This window comes from Flammeovirga agarivorans (assembly GCF_012641475.1).
Lineage (GTDB): Bacteria > Bacteroidota > Bacteroidia > Cytophagales > Flammeovirgaceae > Flammeovirga > Flammeovirga agarivorans.
The window spans coordinates 119,351-138,975 of record NZ_JABAIL010000011.1; the positions used below are offsets into that span (position 1 = coordinate 119,351).

The following is a 19,625-nucleotide window of genomic DNA, read 5'->3' on the forward strand; positions in this document are numbered from 1 at the left end:
GACTTTTGTAACATCAATCAATAAACAACACACATTTACCTATTTATCACATTACATCTCATTATCATGTTTAAATCTATTCAATACCTACTAAGTGTTACCCTACCACTAGTAGTTTTTATCTCTTGTAGCCAAAAATTAGTGGTAGCAGAAAAAAAGAATCCAGAAGGAACTGCTTTGGTAGTGATCGGTGCAGCATCCAGAATATCACAAGAAACAGCATTAATTGAGCGTCTTTATGAAGAAGGAGAGTTAGATAACCTTCAACTTGTAGCAGGTGTGAGTGCTGGAGCATTAAATGCTGTAATTATAGATGGAGTGAAAGAAGGACGTATATCATTTAAAGAAGTGAGGTCTATTTTATTCCAACTAAAAGAAGATGATATTTTTATCAATCCTAATCATCACCTTCCTGTTGATTTATCACCATTTGATTCCACTCTTAGAGCAGTATATGTAGAGACTATGGGTTATTCTTCAATAAAGGAGATTCAGTTACCGACTATTATTTCTACTGTGGATAAAAAAAGGGGGCAACTCGTCAGAATCACAAATATTGATGGTTTTAGAATGAATGATCAGGTCACTACTAACTTGGTGGAAGTATTGAAGGCAACAAGTGCTATGCCTCATGTTTTTCCTCATACTATTATTAATGATAGAAAATATATTGATGGAGGAACGAAAGAAGATATTCCAATCGAAGCAGTTTTAGAGTACGAACGTTTTAGGAATCAAGATTTCGAAAAAATTATAGTGATTGGCATACAAAGAAATAAGACTACAAATTGGGAAACGGAAATGGACCTTCTAGAATTGAGAGGGTTAGAAGCTGATGTGCTAAAGAAGATGTTGGAAGACATGCACTATAATATGGACAAAAAGGATGTTCTAAAGGATAAAATGACGACCTTTTACAAACAGCATACAAAAGAGTTAACGGATAGAATTTTTATTTACACACCTAATATTAAAGGGTTTAAGTATGTCCCTATTGTCGGTTTTAATGACCAAGAATATCAATATAAAACGGTATATCAATGGTCAAAGACAAACCATCCGATTCAATTGAAACACTATTTAGATGGTTTTAAGAAGGTGAGTCGTTTACACTCGAAATAACATTATAATACAATAATGGTTTTATAGCTAAAGGAATTACTATTCAACATAGAAGGTAATTGAATGAGTTATTTTCTTGGTTTTAAATATTTTGTACAAATTTTGCTATAAAGTATTTAGCCAATTCGACCTAAACCATGACGACATTAGAATACATCCAACAACTCTCTCAAGACAAATTATTATATTTTGCATTACCAATTTTTATTTTTGCAATAATCGTAGAATATCAAATTGCGAAAGAACACTATCTGAAAAAAGATACTTATGTGTCTTTAACAATGATGGTATTTTCTGCAATTGTAGAATTTGTACCTAAAGTAATCGCATTTATCGCTTTTATTTATTTATATCAGCTAAGTCCATTGAAAGACATTGTACAACGACAATGGTGGGCTTGGGCAGTTTTATTCTTTGCTGATGATTTCTCCTATTATTGGTTTCATCGCCTTAATCATGAAGTACGAATTTTTTGGGCAGGGCATGTCACTCATCATTCGTCAGAATACATGAATTTTGGAACTGCATTAAGACAAGGTGTAGGAGAAAGGGTACATAAATTCTTCTTTTGGGTTTGGATTCCATTGTTAGGGTTTGATCCTTTGATGATATTTACCATGATGGGAATCAGTTTGATTTATCAGTTTTGGGTACATACCGAAATGGTAGATAAGTTACCTCAATGGTTTGAATTTCTTTTTAATACGCCTTCACATCATCGAGTACATCATGCATCAAATATTCGCTATTTAGATTGTAATCATGCCGGTATACTAATTATTTGGGATAGACTTTTTGGTACTTTTGCAGAAGAACAAAAAGAGGTTGAAAAGCCTGTTTATGGATTAACTGTCAATATAGAAACCTATCAACCACTTGAGGTCGCTACTCATGAATATGCGGCAATTTGGAAAGATATTCAAAGAGCAGATAAATGGTCAGATAAACTTAAATATCTGTATAAATCACCTGGGTGGAGCCATGATGGGGAAGATAAAAGGGCTAAAACACTTAGAAAACAACAAGAAAAGAAAACAGAAGTACTATCCAATTAGTTTACATTAACTGTACTCATTCAAGAACTATAACTTATGAACTATAAAAAATACATTCTTCACATTATTGTTATTGCTCAGTTTTTATGCACATCATTATGGTTTGCAAGTAATGCTGTGATGCCTGAATTGATCAATAGTTTTTCATTGGAGAATAATGTTTTGAGTTATCTCACTTCCTCTGTTCAACTTGGTTTTATCATTGGAACACTTGTATTTGCACTTCTTTCAATTGCCGATCGTTTTTCTCCTGTCCAGGTATTTTTTGCCTGTGGGGTACTCGGAGCAGTGTTTAATGGAGGCATGACATGGGCTGGAAATACCTTAGAAACGCTAGTTGTATTAAGGTTTCTGACTGGATTTTTTCTTGCAGGGATATATCCTGTAGGAATGAAAATCGCGGCGGACTATTATAAACAGGGGCTAGGAAAATCATTAGGTTTTTTGGTAGGGGCTTTGGTGTTAGGAACGGCATTACCTCATTTGCTTAAAGGAGCTAAAGGAGATCTACCTTGGGAATTCGTGATTATGACGACTTCCTTATTGGCAGTAATAGGGGGAGGTTCTATGTATTTTTTTGTAGGAGATGGTCCTTACAGGACACCAAGCCAAAAATTACAATTAAGTGCAATTTCTCAAGTGTTTAAGAATAAAGAATTCAGAAAGTCTGCTTTTGGATATTTTGGACATATGTGGGAATTATATACGTTCTGGGCCTTGGTTCCTGCTATGCTTCAAACCTATAATTTGATGCACCCTCAGGTGACTATCAATATACCTGTTTATTCATTTTTAGTTATTGGAATTGGTAGTTTAGCCTGCATTTTATCTGGGTATTTATCCTTACGTTTTAAGGTGAGAAAAGTGGCACTACTGGCATTGTTATTTTCAGGGTTTTGTTGTCTGATTTCTCCAATGATGTTTACCGTAGGATCTTTTCCGACCTTCTTTTTATTTTTATTGTTTTGGGGGATGACTGTAATTGCAGATTCTCCTTTATTCTCTACTATTGTAGCCCAAACGGCACCACCTGCATTAAAAGGTACTGCTTTAACGATAGTCAACTGTATTGGCTTTTTGATCACTATTATTAGTATCCAATGTATTCAATATTTAAGTGAAAATACAGATTCAATGCAATACTTAATAGGTTTAGTAATTGGGCCTGTACTTGGACTCATCGCTTTGATTGATCGTAGTGAGGAAGTACAAACGAATAGGATCAATAAAAGTGGCAAGTCGACCATCACAGGAAATTAGATATTGGTGTATACAATCTCCCAATTGTATTAATTTTATAGTCTATTTTAAATCTTTTTTAATAAGTCTTTACCTCAAAGAGAAAAGTAGGAGCAAAATTTATTATCCACAATATCTTTAGTAGATTTGCAGTCTTAAAAATATTGGTAAAGTTAATTTAATGGGAAAAGTTAGTCAATTATCTAAATATATAGCTGTCGAATTCGAATCTAGAGAGGGTGTTAGCAAGATGCTAGAATATATGGTATCTGGGTGGACAGACTTCCAAGGTCAAGATAAAGAAGAATCTACAGTATTAGAAACTGCAAACGATCAAATTCTTGAGTTTATTCGTAAAGTTGCTACAAAGCCAGTTCAGGAGGGTAACGAGGAAGACGGAGTGATCGGCAGTAATGTACTTACTTTACTACAAAAAATAAGTGATAGGATTAATAAGCAATACGATGTGACATTAAATCCTTACTTTAAGAAAAAATCAATCACAAGTGATCAAGATAAGAAGATGGTAATTCAAGATATTACGAATCTACTTATTTTAATGGATGTTCTTTTAATGCACCACGACATTGAAGAACTAGACGAAAGTGATAACATTTCTAAGAAGATCTTCTTGGACGGAAAGATTGATCAGAAGCCATTTGGTATTAAGAATTTCTTAGTAAAAACAATTGGTAAATTCTTAGTGTTGGCCAACAACAATATCATTGAATATGGTAATACAGAATTAGATGCTAAGTTATTTGAGTACAAAAAACAATTCTTTGCAAGAGTAATGTTCTTTGTATTTAATGTAAGTTGGTTACCAAAAGAAAGAACGTATAAAAATACATTGGTTTTAAACTTACTTCAAAGTTTAGAACTTGGCGATGAGGCGGATGACTACGGTGATATTATGACACAAGTGTTGTCTTATACTCAAACAGTGAAAAACCTTAACCCTAGTATTGTTAGAGAATGTACTATGTTCCATGAATATACATTACCGCAGTACTTGGAATGGAAACAGTTAGAGGTTAAAGATAGAACTTTTAAACCTTTAGGAGAGGTAGAAGAATACCATATCTTATTTGCTAAGAAGTTAGGTTTCTTTACTGTGGATACTATTCAAAGTAATGGTAATAGTGACATCGTTAGAGCAGGTTATCCATTAGTAAATGGACACTTTGTTTGGGAAAATGTACCAATGGGCGATAAGACAAGAAAGAAGGTAATTTACCAATAGAAATTACTTTTAAAAATAGATAAACCGTTGAAATTCATTGTCAAGAATGTTATTTCAACGGTTTTTTTGTTTGTAGTAGTGTTTTGGGTATACTTGTATATAGCAAACTATATTTTTTTATTATGAACTTCTATTTATCCAGATCACTATACCTATTGGTGATCTTATTCTTTGTGACTACAGTTAGTACTTTAGCAAATGATATTTTAGCATTAAAAAGCGGTAATTTCATTGCAGTTTCAACTTGTAATGTAAAAAAGGATGGTACAGTAAATTTCACAACCATTGGTGGAGAACGAAAATTTATCAATTACAAAGAGGTAGATTATTATTTTTCATCTAGTAGTAATAGAAACTATCATTTTGTAAGTATTAAAGACAAAGTCAAAAAAGTGTATCTATTGTATAAAAGTAAATTCAATATTTACTATACTATTAGTACACATGTTAATGGTCAAAATTCATACACTACTACATATTATTATATTGGTGATGATGTAGAAGCAGAAGCTATTTCTTCAACAGGCCTCCAATTTGGTGATAAGCAAAAAACGATAGATTTATTCGAAAAGTATTTAGGCGATGATCCTATATCTGTAAGTGAGCTAAATGCTCCAGGTTTCACCCGTTCTTGGCATTCTAGTGTGAAACAAATCATTATGTCTTATATGGAAAGAAACCCTGCGCCAGAGTTAAAGACGGCAAAAAAGGAAGCTTTAATAACTGTTTTTGCAAAGAAGGTAAACGGAGAATGTAAAATCACATTTAATGGAGAAGAGGTAAAAGTCGATAAATCATTTAGACTGGAGTTAAGGGTACCAAATGATTATACATCAATCTTGACAGTGGGAACCAATAAATATTTCCTGAGTGTCTCAAAATTATATCCTGAATATTATGAGTTGAAATCAAGAGAAAGTGGTTGGATCTTAAAATATAAAGGAGGCTCAAGTAGTGCTAAACTTAAAGCTGAAAAATATCCATTAATCACTCCCTTCCAGAAAGAAGAAGTAGTGAATTAAATTTCAAATAAAAAAGAGGTGGAAATAATACTACCTCTTTTTTATTTTCTAATACTCTGATACCATTATATTAGCATATACTCCAAAATATATGTAAAGCAATGACCACTGATATTATTGAAGTAAATGATTTTATTGTAATGATTGACAGCACTGATAGTAAGGAAGCAGAACTATTTAACTGTCAGTTTGAGGATGATATAATAGGTATTACATTCTATAATTCAGGACATGTTGATATACATGCTTTTGATGATAGGGAAAACAAAAACAGTACAATATTAAAAAGTAGAAAAGGAAAGTGCATTTCTTTTTATGGTCAACAAGGAGTAAAGTTTTCACATAATATATCTCAAAAAGAACCATTACAGAGTGTTAGTATTTTTTCTACGAGAGACAACTTACTGAAGCTATCAAATAATGAGAAAGCCTTGTATGAACTCCATTTAAGTGAGCTATTACAAACATCCGATTGGTTTAAAAGTGGACCTGAAGTAAGGCTAACACCAGAAATGCAATTAACGATATCAAAGATATTTTCTAATTCATTTCAAGGATATAGTCGTTTACTTTTTATGAAAAGTCAGGTGCTTGAATTGCTATCACATTATTTCTCAAAGCTAGAACAAACAGAGAATATTGTTATGGATGAGCATGAGTTACAGAAACTCTACAAAGCGAAGGAGATCATGGAGAATAATATTCATACGCCACCGACATTAAATGAATTGTCGAAGTTGATAGGGATGAATAATAACAAATTGAAAAAGAACTTTAAGCAAATTTTTGGAATGCCTGTCTTTAAGTACCTTCAAATACAAAGATTACAAAAAGCTTATCAATTACTTCAGAATCAGGAATCAACAGTACAAGAAGCAGCCTGGCAGGTTGGTTATGAAAGTTTAAGTTCATTCTCTCATGCGTTCTTCAAGCAATATGGTTTTCGTCCATCAAAATTTTCGAAATAATTCTTTTGCAACAAATCAAAAACCTTTTGAGACAACTAGTAGGAAGCCTAGTAAAGTACTTTTGAAGTATCATTAAAATAAAAAGTAATTTACTATGAACATCTCAAAATCATCTTCAATCTTATTATTTCTATCTGGTATCATTGGTTTATATGTAGGGGGAAGTCTTGTATTTTTTCCTGAATGGTTACAAGCACAATCAGGTATTTTTCTAGATAATAATCCAAGTCATTTTAGTGAGACTCGAGCACCTGGAACAGCGATACTTTCTGCCTCTATTTTTATTCTTGTAGCTGTTTTCAAAAATGAATATAGAAAATTAGCATTGGGCTTAACGACTCTCTTTTTTTTATCGTATGGGATTGGACGTTTGCTAAGCTTATTTCTAGATGGAATGCCTGCTGAAGGGTTGTTTTATGCTATGATAGGTGAAATTGCCATTGGATTGAGTGCATTAATTCTATGGAAGAAATCGGAGAACTTTCAGATAAAAAGTTAGTTTTGTAAGATCTCCATTTAAGCTACTTTTTTCACTATGGAACTTCTAAAACAATACTTTAATAAAATTTCTCCATTGTCAGACAATACATGGAAAGAATTGGCTCCACTTTTCAAACAAAAGCGTTTGGAAGACCATGATTTTTTTGTGGAAGAAGATAAGTTAGCCAAAGAGATTGCCTTTTTAGAAACTGGAGTAGTGAGAGCTTTCTTTACCAATAGTGAAGCAAAAGAGTACAATAAGCAGTTTTTTGTAGGCCCAAGTATTATTGGTGCCTACACCTCTTTATTAACCGGTAAAAGAAACCGAATACCTCAACAAGCATTGACAAACTGTGTCATATGGACAGCTAAGTTTTCAGATTTGGAACGCCTATTTGCTAAGTATCATGATTTTGAACGTTTAGGAAGAAAAATTGCCGAGCACTATTTCTTGGAGAAAGAAGAAAAAGAATTAGAGATGGCATTGATGAATGCGACAGAAAGGTACCTTCTCTTTAGAAAACGATTTCCAAATCTTGAGCAACTCATCCCACAATACCACATCGCTTCTTACCTTGGAGTTTCCGCAACACAATTGAGCCGACTAAGAAGTAAACTTCAAAACCTAGAGGGATAATACTTTATTTACCTATGTAAACGAGATTTGGTGATCTGCTTTGGACCTTTGTTATAAACAATATTAAAAACACTATGACAAAGTTTAATCAATACCATCTCGTACTTTTAATCCTTACTAATCTATCCTTTTCGTTTCTTTCTTCTTGCAGTTTAAAGCCAGTGGCTTGGACACCTCCAGAGAAGCCAACCATGATTGATGAATTGGCTTTTAACGACAAACTTCAGACTTCTAATAAATTAGAATTAAAAGGTGGGTTTGGCCCCGAAGACATCACTTTTGATTCAATAGGTAATATGTATTGTGGTGTGCATAAAGGAGCGAAAGATTTTAGTGACGGTAAGATTTTAAAAATCTCCCCCAAGGGAAAGGTAGAAACGTTTTATGAAGCAGGTTCTTGGGTCGCTGGGCTTCATTTTGATGCAAATGGAAATCTAATTGCTCTTTCTCATCGTCAGGGTTTAATCAGTATTTCACCTGATCAACAAGTGAAAGTTTTGGCAAAAAAAGATGAAAAGGGAAGGCCTTTTCTGATTCCGAATGGGTTGGATATAGCATCGAATGGTAAAATCTATTTTTCAAATACCTCCTACGATCAGAAATACGATATTCAGTATGGAAGGAAATTAATTATGGAGTTAAACCCTAATGGAGGATTATATGAATACAATCCTGAAACAGGAAAAGTGACCACATTAATAGATGGGACTTTTTTTGGCAATGGGGTCGTATTATCTCAAAACGAAGACTTTCTTCTCATGACGGAAACTACGAAATACAGAGTATTACGCTATTGGCTAAAAGGTGATAAAAAAGGAAGTACTGAGGTTTTAATGGAAAATTTACCCGGCTTTCCCAATGGAATATCTATCCGAAAGGATGGCACCTTCTGGTTAGGGTTCTCCACCAAAAGAAATGACGCATTAGATGATATTCACCCGAAACCCTTTCTTAAAAAAGTAGTCTACGGTTTGCCTGAAATGATGCAACCTAAGCAAGAGAAATTTGGAATGGTCCTAAACATTAATGATCAAGGAGAGATCTTATCCTCTTTATTTGATACAACAGGAGAAACGATACCAGAAGCTGGAGCTGTAAAAGAACATCAAGGTAAGTTGTATATAGGAGGAGATGTCGTTCCGTATATCAGTACCTACTCATTAGAAACCGATGTTATCAATTAATCAATAAATCCTGCGATAGAGTGAAATTACTTCTATCGTGGGTATTATATATCACAGGCTACTCGTCCAGAGTGTTTGAACTCTTTAACTGTCATTCCATACGTTTTTTTAAATGCCTTAGAAAGGTGGCTACTATCCGTAAAGTTTAATTGCCATGCAATTTCTTTTAGGCTTAAATCAGTATGAAGTACCTTGGTTTCTACAATTCTTAGTTTAGATTTCAAGATATAATCCACCAAACTCACACCTGCCTGCTTCTTGAAATATTCAGAGAAATACGATTTTGAGATGCCAAATTTCTCACTTAATGCTGTTAGTTTTATTGAATCATGATCCAATAAATTGGTATTGATATATCGAAGTATTTCACCAAAACGACTGTCCGTTTCATTGGCTTTATTTACATATCGATTTTCAATACTTCTCGCTAAAATATTTAATATAGAAGCAATAGCTCCTGTAATTATTGAGTTAGAATAATTGTCTGCTCTAAGGTATTCTTGATAGATACACTTTATATTATTGATAATGAACTGTCTTTCGTTTTCAGTGGCAATAATATCTCCCGGTATTTTATTGTAGTTCGCAATGACGTAGGCAATTTTATCAAACCAAGCATTATAATTAGTAAGGCTGTCTTTTTGTATAAAATAGTGATCAGTAAATCTGATAAAATAAAACTTTGTTGGTGTATGTATTTTAAATGAATGGCAATCTAGAGGGGGTAAAAAAAAGATATTTCCTTCTTTATATTCAAATTCATGTTCATTGATACACTGTCTTCCAGTACCTTTTTCGACATATACAATTTCAAAGAAATTATTCTTATAGGGTCGTTTCGTCCAGTTGTCCATTTCCTCAATGTGGATCTCTAATAGCTTATTGATTGATTCTGTTTTCATGGTATATATATAGGTGTTTTTATTTGTTTTACATTACAAATATATGGTTTGATGAAGTTAACTACCTTGTTTTACTTATTTTTTTACAAATAAACCAATATTGATACAATTCATTCCAACATTGGTACAATAGATCTGATAGATAGGTATACTAATTTTGTAATATCAACGAAAGGGAAATCATTTTAATCACTTCAACTTTAATTACTATGTCTTACTACTCAGTTTTAGATGTTACTCCAACAACAGAAAAATGGATTGCAGATTATTTAGAACCTGCAAATAGATTAGTTGCTAAGCACGGTGGAAAATACCTTGCAAGAACAGCAACACATGAGCAGATTGAAGGTGAAAAGCAAAATGCAGGATTGCGAATTATTATTGAATGGCCTTCAAAAGAAGCAGCAGAAAATTTTATGGCAGATCCTGGCTATGTTCCTCATTTAAAAGAAAGAACAGCAGGTTCAATAAGCCATCACTATTTAATTGCCGCACAAGATGATCTTGCTTAAATAAAAGTTTTATTGATGGGAGACCAATCACTCGGTTTCTCATCACCCATTATCTATATCAATCATGAAAAAAAATATTCTAATTACAGGTAGTACAGATGGCATTGGTAAAAGCACCGCTTTTAAATTAGCCGAGGAAGGGCATACGTTATATTTACATGGAAGAAATAGTAAAAGATTAAATCAACTTATTGATACAATAAAAGAAGAGACAAACAATAATAATATATATGGCTTTGTCGCTGACTTTGCAGATTTAAGTGATGTAAAAAGAATGTCTGATGAAGTACAAAAAGGAGTGAAATATTTGGATGTACTTATCAATAATGCGGGAGTATTTAATAGTCCTATTTCTTATTCGAAACAAGGATATGACATTAGATATGCGGTTAATTATCTAGCTCCTTATTTATTGACAAGAGAATTATTACCACTGCTTAATTTAGGACAACAATCAAGAATAATCAACTTAAGTTCTGCAGCACAATCGGAGGTTTCTTATGATGTGTTGATGGGGAAACAGCCTTCAAATGCAAATGCATCTTACGCTCAGAGTAAATTGGCTTTAACGATGTGGAGCTATTATTTAGCTCACCAATTGGAAGGAATAACTGTGATTTCTGTTAACCCAGGATCATTATTAAACACTAAAATGGCTTTGGAGGCTTATGGTCAGCATTGGTCACCTGTAGATAAAGGGGCGAACATTTTATATGATTTAGCCTTATCAGAAAATCATGCGGCTCACAATGGTGATTATTTTGATAATGATGCTGGAAGATACGCTAAAGCACATCCAGACACTTATAATGAAAGTGCTGTTAATCAGCTTATAGATGTTACAAATAAAATACTACAATAATGAACTACACTGGACCTGTATATAGACCGCCTTACGAAGGCAATACATTATTACTACAAGTAACAGTAGGTTGTGCTCATAACGACTGTTCTTTTTGTACAATGTATAGAGATGTGAAATTTTCTGTCGCAAAAACAGAGGATATAGAAAGTGATTTACAAGAAGCTCAACGTTTATATCCACATGTTAAAAGAATATTTTTAGTAAATGGTGACGCTTTTGTTTTGTCTGCAAAAAGATTAAAAGCTATTGCAGAAAGAATACATCATTACTTACCAGAGGTAGAGGTTATCACAATGTATGCATCTATCAATAACATCATGCATAAAACAGACGAAGAGTTAAAAGAATTGGCTGAAATAGGTATCGGTGATCTTTGGATAGGAGTGGAAACAGGTTTGGAGGATGCCCTTGATTATATGAATAAAGGTGCTACTTTGGCCGATACTGAAGAACAATTAGAACGCTTAAATAAGGCGGGCATGACTTTCTTCTACGGATTTATGTTTGGTGCAGCAGGTAAGGGCCGCGGGAGAGAAAATGCGGAGGCCAATGCAAGATTAATCAATAAAGTGAAACCTTTGGGTATAGTTCCAACTACATTAAATGCTAATGAAGGTACTAAATTATCGTTTGATGTAATGAATGGAGATTATGAAATGGCGACTGAGAAAGAGGTACTTGAAGAACAAATTAAAACAATAGAATTGATTGAAACTGCAACTTATTATATGGGAATACATGCGATCAACTCAGTAAGTTTTGATGCTAAGCTACCACAAGATAAGAATGCAGCCATCAATAAATTAAATTATGTACTGAATACAACAGATGCCGCAAGATTAAATAGTGTGCCTGTTAGACATAGAATATAAACTTAATAAAACAGCAAATTTTTGTGAATTAGGTGATTCATTATCATTTTAATTCACAAATTTGCTGTTAACTATTTCATAGAAAACTTATTTATTAACTCAATGAAGAAAACATTATCTGTCGCTATACTTCCAATATTATTTTTCTTTGCTTGTCAACAGACAACCGATAAAGCAATTGATGATTGGGATATTAAGAATCCAACAAATAAAGTGATGCTCACAAAAGATGTGCAATGGGAGCAATTGAATCCAGCAAGAGGAGATAAAAGTCCATTGGCCGGAACACTTTGGGGAGATAGAAAAGCGGATGTCGCTACTGGTTATTTAGGCAAATTTGTCGATGGTTTTTCATCACCACCACACATTCATAATGTGACTTATAGAGCGATAGTAATAAAAGGGAGCATTCATAATGATGATCCTAATGCAGAAAAAATGTGGATGAAACCGGGTAGTTTCTGGACACAACCTAAAGGTGAAGCACATATCACAGCAGCAAAAGGTGACGTGAATATTGCTTATATAGAAATCGACCAAGGACCTTATTTGGTAAAACCTACTGATCAAGCATATGACAACGGAGAGCGACCAATAAATGTCGATGTTTCTAATATTGTATGGCTAGGTAGTGATAAATCAAAATGGATAGCCAAAGACAGTAAAGTTCAATTGAGTTATTTGTGGGAAAGTAAAAATGAAAAGGACTTAAAGGGACTTTTTGTTAAAATTCCTGTTGGCTATAAAGGAACTATAAAAAGTACTGGCGAGGTGATGTATTCTGTAGTAATTGATGGAGGAATAGCCTATACTTTACCTCAGAATAATAAAGTGGAAAAGCTTGATGAAGGAAGTTGTTTTTCTGCAAGCAGTAAGGCAATTCATACTATTGAAAATACTGAAAGTCAAGAAGCAGTATTTTATATCAGAACGAATGGAACGCTAGAAATACAATAGGAAGATTTATAGATAACAAAGGCTTGGTATTGATTTTAATATCCAAGCCTTTGTTATTTTAGATTATTTTATTCCATGGTGGTTGCCTTTCCAACCTTTATCCCATGTATTAAATAGTGGGTGAGCTTCGGTGTTTAAAACATATTTTTCAAAATCAAAAACATCGTCATCAGCAAAGAATAAGAAACAATATTTCATAGTTTCCGCAAAGAAGAAACTTTCTAATGTATCCCACTTCTCTTTTGTTCTTACGTCCTTTAATTGAACATAACCATTATCCACTTGACAATACTTTTCGATGCTTTCAAACATCTTTTTTCCCTGCACATAATACGTTTTATTACCAGTTGCTTTCCAAACATAATAGGTAGATTCGATAGCTTCTGGACGCATCATGTAATACTCAGCTCCTTTGTAGAAAGGTTGCATAGTTGTATAATCTATAGCTTCAGGTTCAATATCATTTAAAAACCACATTTTATTAATCGAAGCTTGTAGTTTCTCTGCTCTTTCGATATCACCTTCTAAAACATAACATCCATTCCAGAAACAGTCCAATGCACCAAAACGAGTACTGATTCTTTCGCCTGTATTCATATCTGCCCATCCAATCCAGAATTCACCTTCCACAGAAGTTTCATCAACAAGGTATTTATTTACGGCATCTCTAGAGACCTCATACATCTCTAAGAAATCTTTATCACCAAATAACAAATATCCTTTTAGTAGGTATTCATAGTAAGCATCAATTCCACCAGAAATATGTGCTCTTGTATCGGCCCATTCACCGGTATCCTGATCGATCCACGAACCTTGTAATCCTGTTTTACCTCTTCTTTCAAAAGAAGCAACAATACCTCTTTTACATAAGTCGTAATATTTTGAATCGCCTGTTAATTTTGATAACATGCCGTATTCCAACATCATGGATCCTATTTCACAAGGGTTAGTGCCTTGTCCGCTAGTTGCTCCTGTACGAAGGTTAACCAAGCGGTAAGGAATACCTGTTGGAGATTCGAATACTGGTAACATTCTATCAGCAAGATCTACAGCTAAATCTAAGAACCTTTGATCACCATCTAGTTGATAGGCAGAAATTAAACCTCCTAAGATCCTGATAGCAATCTCGAATTGCTGTACTTCTAAATCTTTATCAAAATTTAATTCACTGAATATAAGTTCTTTTGCTTCTGACATTTCTTTCTCAAGTCCCATAAGATACATGGTAGAAAAAGCATCAACAGGTGTCATCAACAAGGATTCTGCATACCAATTGTGTCCTTTTTCAGAAATAGGATTAACAGCGTCTAATCCTTTCGCATATTTCATATAAGCATCCCAACCTTTAATAAAAGCTGTTTTGACTCTTTCTTGATATTCCTTTTTTTCTTTTTTGCTGATTTTATCTTTGGCTAAGCTAACTTGTGGTAGTAGTAAACAGGTAAATAGTATAGCAGTAGCCAAGCTAGTTGCTAGACATTGAGTGAAGGATAAGTTTCTATTCATTTCTTTGGTTAATTATTAATTGTAGATTTAATTTATGATTACATGTATGGGAGTAACCCCTATTTATTTAACCTAATCACCGTTATTGATTTAATCATATGTCTGTGAGAAAATTTTTATTCGAAACTTTTGCTTTATCTTCTACAGATGTATTTCACCTTGCCAGTACGAGTATTAATAATCATGATGATTTAAATCCACATGACCACGATTACTTTGAATTTTTTATCGTCTCGGATGGGGAGGGAATTCATAAAATCAATAACAAAGAATTATCTATTCAGAAAGGGGAAGCTTGTTTCATTCGACCGCATGATGTGCATACATTTAAGAAGACATCTAAGGAGGAATTAGTGATTACTAACTTGGCCATCAAAGCAGACCTTTTACCTTTTTACAAGGAACGGTACTTTACATCACCTCAATTGTTTTATTGGAATGATGAACAGATACCATTGCATGTAGTATTTACAGATGATGAACTTCAGTCTATTTTAGGTTACTTGGACCAAATGGTGTCGAAAGAAAATAACCTTCTAACGCTAGATACTTTTGTACTTCACCTCTTTTCCTTATTGAAAGATTATTCGATTCAAGATGGTCATCTACCGTCTTGGTTAAATTATTCTTTGAAAGAATTTAAATCTCCACAACATCTGAAAACCGGAATCAATGGCTTTATTGAACTATCCCAACGATCGGGAGATCATGTCAATAGAGTAGTGAAAAAATGTATGCAGAAAACGTTGACAGAATTGGTGAATGATGAGCGATTACTTTATACCGCCAATCAACTTGCAATGACCAATGCTCCCATTAAGAGTATTTATACCAATGCAGGTTTCGAGAACCATAGCTACTTCTTTCGAATTTTTAAAAAGAAGTACGGTATCACTCCCCAACAGTACAGAAGTAAGAATCATAAAGTCATTTGATTATTTATCGTTTCTGTACACAATCTTCTCGTTTACTATTATTAACTCATTCTATTTATTTCATGAATAATTTACCTTACAAAGGTACTTGATCTTAGCTGTTTAGTGCAATTTAACTTTGTGACTTAAAATGTAATTTTTGTGTACTATGGCGATATTTTATTAAATAATTATTCCTTTCGAAAGTATATAAATAAAAACAGCAGAATATGTAAAATACATGATCCTGCTGTATAGCTTTTGAGCGGGTTACTGTGGAAAATTATTCTTTGTAAATTCATCGAAAGGTCGATCTTTAAAAGTATGCAGTTTCTTTTGTAAGATCTCCTTTAATTCTTTTGCTTTCTCAGGTTGTTGTTCAAACAGATTGACCTCTTCTGTTGGGTCATTTGTGAGATCAAACAACTGATCTTTTTCAAAGTAATGAGGATTGGCTTTACTAGCTAAATTCCCTAGGTGTTGGTTTCTTGTATAATAAGGTTCTTTGATTTCTACATCATGATACCCTTTAAACGTACCGCCTTTTGCAATTTTAGCCTTAATATTATTGGGATACCTTACGGCAATATATTTCCAATTGTCAGCAAGTACACCTCTGGCGAAACCTAACTCAAAGAAAAGGTAGTCATGTATTTTCGTCTCTTGATCTTTAAATGTTGGCAGAAGACTTTTACCATCCATCTCTAATGATTTTTTCTGCTTTATTCCAGCAATATCTAAGAAAGTAGGAGCAAAGTCTATGTTCTGTACTAAACCATTGTAAGTTTTTCCTTTTTCTATTCCTTTTGGCCAGTGCATCATTAACGGAATTTTTACTCCTGTTTCGTAGAGTGTAGTTTTTCCAAAATGATAAGAACCATGATCAGATGAGATAACAATTAAGGTATTCTCATACATGCCATCTTTTTTCAGTTTATCGACAATAGCTTGAATACTTTTATCAAACCATGTGATCCATGCTTGATCCTTTCTAAGACTTTTATCAGTTATAATTTCGTTTTTGATATCAGTTCTACTAGGCATAAAACTGTAGTCTTTTTCTATATATCCTTCTCCTGTTATATTAGGGTCCGCATCTAAACTATATTTAAATTCTCCTTTTACTCTTCTCCAAGGTTCAGGTCCATGGGGTACCGTTGTCGCATAGTATAAAAAGAATGGATCTTTTTTCTTCGCATTCTGATCGATAAAATCTAGAACAGCAGAAGTGGTCCATTCAATGTTATGAGCATTGGCTTCTTTAGAATAAAGTTCTTTCAGGTTAGCACCGTATACTGCATTAGCATAATCAAAACCATTTTCCTTGATCATCTGAGTCCACTTATTATGGTTATAAGACATTGCATTAGAAACCTTCTGATCTTTGATATCAGCAGACAATGGAAACTCCTCGAAACCATTTTCTTCATATTTGTCTCTTCTTAACTTATCGTTTTCAACAATATGACTTTTACCAACAAACCCGGTGGTATAACCATGTTTTTTAAGTACCTTCGCTACATTCCATCGGTTTGTTTCCAACTCTGTATTATTCTCTACTCTTGTCATGTTTCCAAGCGGATGCATTCTCATAAATTGAGTGCCAGAACATCTTCCTGCATACCTTCCTGTAAGAGATGTATATCTACTTGGAGAACAAACAGAGGACGAAACATAGGCATTCTTATAAATAATGCCATCTGCCGCTAGACTATCGATAAAAGGAGTTTTTACATATTTTTCGCCACTAAAACCAAAGGCTCTAGTCTCACCATTTTCTTGTTTTTCAATTGGAAAAGGACTCATATCATCCACGACTATAAATACGATGTTAGGCTTCTGTTGTGAAATACCTTTAACATTGAAAAGTAGTAATAGACAAAGAGTAAATAAGATTCTTGATATTAATTTCATTTCAGCTTCTATTCTATGATAGACCAAAAAATTTAGTCACGATGGTCTGTAATTAAATTTATCGTTGAAGTTCCTTTAAGTAAAGAAGAAACGTCAATTACGTACAATACCCAAATTTAGGTGAGCTACTTAATTCCTGCTTAATACTACATTAATCAATATTAATTCTCACTTTTTTAGTCGATTAATGCAGAATTAATGCGAAAGTAAACGAAGATTAAGTACCTCAGGTACATTTGAATATCAATTCTGAAAACTTATTCCTTATTGTTACTCTTTTTTGAAAAATATTAATAATCGTTGCCAAACAATAGGAAAAAGGAATTGCCTAAAACTACATAAATAAAAAGCTATCATTATGAAATGTATTCGATTTACTACCCTAATAAGTATTTTACTATTGCTGGGAATTTCTGACTTAATGGCTAATGATAACAAATACGTCTTTGCTGTTAATAGTCTTCGTTTTATAAATACTCCTCAAAAAGGTATTCTTTCACATATTAATGCAGGGAACTATTTTTATGATGAAAGTAAAAAAAACTGGGTAAAAAATAATGAATTATTCTACCCAACAGATACTGACTTGGTATCTCCATTAACTCTAGAGGATGCCGTAGACCTAGAGCTTCAAATGGCCATGAAAAATGGAATCAATGGTTTTGCCTTGTTATATACTATTTCTAGAAATAGAAAAATCTTAGATACCTATGATGAAATTGTAAATGCTTACGTTGAAGTCATCAAGAAAAAAGGCTATGATTTTAAATTAATGATGGCCATAAAATTCGAGAGAGGGGTAAAAGTCAATGAAGGTATTTACGATTGTGGAACTCATCTTTCTAAAATTTATGGGTCGACGAAAAATTCTAATGTCTGGTATAAAATGAAAGGTAAAAAAGCCCTGATGTTTTATAAGTCTAAGGGGTTAATGTCTGCTGATGAATTAAAATCTTGGGAAAAAAGTAAAGACAATGAATTAGATATGAGTGCTTACTTTGACCGCTTTTCGGAAATCACTTCTTATTTAAGTACAGATGTATCGATTATTTATAATGCACTGTGGCCAGGAAGAAAGAAAGAAATTGAGTTGGCATTAGATCGATTTGAAACTGTATTTTTTGAGAAATCAAGAATGTTACGTCAAGGTAAAATTGATATTCTTGCAAGGATCATAAAATCTAAAAATAGACCATTTGTACAGACTGTATTTCATAGTGGTATCTCAAGTTACTACGTAATGAAAGATAAGAATAAGAAGAAGCCTCAACGCTTTGTGATGCAATCAAAAATAGCCATCGATGACTGTTACAAAGAGTACGATAATCTACATTATACTCGAAGTATTAGAGATGGATTTAAAAGTGCAGAGAAGAACAATGCTGAATTAATCATATTAGATTCTTGGAACATCTTTATTGAACAATCTCATTTTAGACCTAGCTACAATAATGGTTGGGGACTTTCTGTATTATTAAAAAGTTACATTAATGAGTATCAAGGTAAGCCTAATGAAGAATCATTAGTGATGAGCTTCTTGCCTTATCAAAATACAGATGGTAAAGGTTTCTTAGCCTATAAACCTAGAAAAAACCATTCTTATAAGGACGATACTTACGAAAGAAAAAATATTGAAATTGTTACCAACTTGGATAAGGCAGGAGATTTATATTTTAGAAATAAGTTAGTAAAAACGATTCCTGCAGGAAGGTTTGTAACAACAGTACCTTGGAGTGAAGGAGAGGTAAAAGCATTTGTAAAAAGAGATGGTTTAAAGGTGTTAGAAATTTATTCAACCAAAAAGATTTCTTATTCATTGTACCGAAATAATCCTTCAAAAGCATATGTGTCTTCCAAAGACCCTGAGTTATATGATGAGATGGTGACCATGTTAGCCAAAAAAGAAGTGGATTTCTTCAACAATAGATTCTTACTTCCTAGGGAGCTGTACAATCAGTGGATTTCAATTGAAAAAGAAAAGATGACATATTATACATCCACTTTATTAAGCAGCATTGAAAAATCTGATGATGCGATTGGTAAGATGGATAAGTATCATAAAAAATATAAGGCAAAGATTAAAGCATTATTATCTGAATTCAATTACTCTATTTGGGATGAAATTATCAATGAGAAAATGGAGTACTTGAAACCGTTAGCAGATTACGATATTCATGAGTTTGAGAACTCGTACAATGTCTTACCAGCAAATTAATAGTGATTGATATATAAG

At 33.2% G+C, this 19,625-nt stretch carries 18 protein-coding genes; 15 read left to right on the forward strand and 3 right to left on the reverse strand.

Features of this window, described 5'->3' with window-relative positions:
• Nucleotides 1-66: 66 nt before the first annotated feature.
• The 9 genes from HGP29_RS24280 (at nt 67) to HGP29_RS24320 (ending at nt 8,950) form a co-directional block, all read left to right on the forward strand.
• Nucleotides 67-1,122 (forward strand): patatin-like phospholipase family protein, encoded by a 1,056-nt coding sequence (locus tag HGP29_RS24280; RefSeq protein WP_168885056.1) that lies wholly within the window; start codon nt 67-69, stop codon nt 1,120-1,122.
• A gap of 137 nt (nt 1,123-1,259) precedes the next feature.
• Nucleotides 1,260-2,177, forward strand: a complete 918-nt coding sequence (locus tag HGP29_RS24285; protein ID WP_168885057.1) for a sterol desaturase family protein — start codon at nt 1,260-1,262, stop codon at nt 2,175-2,177.
• Nucleotides 2,178-2,213: 36 nt separating this feature from the next.
• Nucleotides 2,214-3,437, forward strand: coding sequence for an MFS transporter (locus tag HGP29_RS24290; protein WP_168885058.1), 1,224 nt, complete (start codon nt 2,214-2,216; stop codon nt 3,435-3,437).
• 160 nt (nt 3,438-3,597) lie between these two features.
• Nucleotides 3,598-4,659 (forward strand): hypothetical protein, encoded by a 1,062-nt coding sequence (locus tag HGP29_RS24295; protein WP_168885059.1) that lies wholly within the window; start codon nt 3,598-3,600, stop codon nt 4,657-4,659.
• Between the two features lie 122 nt (nt 4,660-4,781).
• Nucleotides 4,782-5,681 (forward strand): hypothetical protein, encoded by a 900-nt coding sequence (locus HGP29_RS24300; protein WP_168885060.1) that lies wholly within the window; start codon nt 4,782-4,784, stop codon nt 5,679-5,681.
• 101 nt (nt 5,682-5,782) lie between these two features.
• The gene (locus tag HGP29_RS24305) at nt 5,783-6,649 is read left to right on the forward strand and encodes a helix-turn-helix transcriptional regulator (RefSeq protein WP_168885061.1); all 867 of its coding nucleotides are present in this window, start codon (nt 5,783-5,785) and stop codon (nt 6,647-6,649) included.
• 94 nt (nt 6,650-6,743) lie between these two features.
• On the forward strand, nt 6,744-7,148 hold the full coding sequence (locus tag HGP29_RS24310) for a DUF4345 domain-containing protein (protein WP_168885062.1): 405 nt from the start codon (nt 6,744-6,746) through the stop codon (nt 7,146-7,148).
• A 36-nt stretch (nt 7,149-7,184) separates the two neighbouring features.
• Nucleotides 7,185-7,766, forward strand: coding sequence for a Crp/Fnr family transcriptional regulator (locus HGP29_RS24315; protein ID WP_168885063.1), 582 nt, complete (start codon nt 7,185-7,187; stop codon nt 7,764-7,766).
• 74 nt (nt 7,767-7,840) lie between these two features.
• On the forward strand, nt 7,841-8,950 hold the full coding sequence (locus tag HGP29_RS24320; protein WP_168885064.1) for an SMP-30/gluconolactonase/LRE family protein: 1,110 nt from the start codon (nt 7,841-7,843) through the stop codon (nt 8,948-8,950).
• A gap of 44 nt (nt 8,951-8,994) precedes the next feature.
• Here HGP29_RS24320 and HGP29_RS24325 read toward each other — a convergent pair whose 3' ends face one another.
• Complete coding sequence (locus tag HGP29_RS24325) at nt 8,995-9,852, reverse strand: AraC family transcriptional regulator (protein ID WP_168885065.1); 858 nt, start codon at nt 9,850-9,852, stop codon at nt 8,995-8,997.
• Between the two features lie 209 nt (nt 9,853-10,061).
• Here HGP29_RS24325 and HGP29_RS24330 point away from each other — a divergent pair, with 209 nt between their 5' ends.
• The 4 genes from HGP29_RS24330 (at nt 10,062) to HGP29_RS24345 (ending at nt 13,058) form a co-directional block, all read left to right on the forward strand.
• Nucleotides 10,062-10,364, forward strand: coding sequence for a DUF1330 domain-containing protein (locus HGP29_RS24330; protein WP_168885066.1), 303 nt, complete (start codon nt 10,062-10,064; stop codon nt 10,362-10,364).
• 64 nt (nt 10,365-10,428) lie between these two features.
• Nucleotides 10,429-11,226, forward strand: coding sequence for an SDR family NAD(P)-dependent oxidoreductase (locus HGP29_RS24335; RefSeq protein WP_168885067.1), 798 nt, complete (start codon nt 10,429-10,431; stop codon nt 11,224-11,226).
• The gene (locus tag HGP29_RS24340) at nt 11,226-12,101 is read left to right on the forward strand and encodes a radical SAM protein (protein WP_168885068.1); all 876 of its coding nucleotides are present in this window, start codon (nt 11,226-11,228) and stop codon (nt 12,099-12,101) included. Before HGP29_RS24335 ends, HGP29_RS24340 begins: the two co-directional genes overlap by 1 nt.
• A gap of 102 nt (nt 12,102-12,203) precedes the next feature.
• On the forward strand, nt 12,204-13,058 hold the full coding sequence (locus tag HGP29_RS24345; protein WP_168885069.1) for a DUF4437 domain-containing protein: 855 nt from the start codon (nt 12,204-12,206) through the stop codon (nt 13,056-13,058).
• A 63-nt stretch (nt 13,059-13,121) separates the two neighbouring features.
• On the opposite strand, the gene HGP29_RS24350 is transcribed toward HGP29_RS24345, so the two are convergent.
• Entirely contained in the window at nt 13,122-14,564 is a 1,443-nt protein-coding gene (locus tag HGP29_RS24350) for a glycoside hydrolase family 47 protein (protein WP_168885070.1), read from the reverse strand.
• Nucleotides 14,565-14,668: 104 nt separating this feature from the next.
• On the opposite strand from HGP29_RS24350, the gene HGP29_RS24355 reads away from it, so the two are divergent.
• The gene (locus HGP29_RS24355; protein WP_168885071.1) at nt 14,669-15,499 is read left to right on the forward strand and encodes a helix-turn-helix domain-containing protein; all 831 of its coding nucleotides are present in this window, start codon (nt 14,669-14,671) and stop codon (nt 15,497-15,499) included.
• A gap of 249 nt (nt 15,500-15,748) precedes the next feature.
• Here HGP29_RS24355 and HGP29_RS24360 read toward each other — a convergent pair whose 3' ends face one another.
• A complete protein-coding gene (locus tag HGP29_RS24360; protein ID WP_168885072.1) occupies nt 15,749-17,392 on the reverse strand; it encodes a sulfatase family protein in 1,644 nt (547 codons plus the stop codon).
• Between the two features lie 421 nt (nt 17,393-17,813).
• Between HGP29_RS24360 and HGP29_RS24365 the strand changes: the two genes are divergently transcribed.
• Complete coding sequence (locus HGP29_RS24365) at nt 17,814-19,607, forward strand: hypothetical protein (RefSeq protein ID WP_211093403.1); 1,794 nt, start codon at nt 17,814-17,816, stop codon at nt 19,605-19,607.
• Nucleotides 19,608-19,625 lie beyond the last annotated feature (18 nt).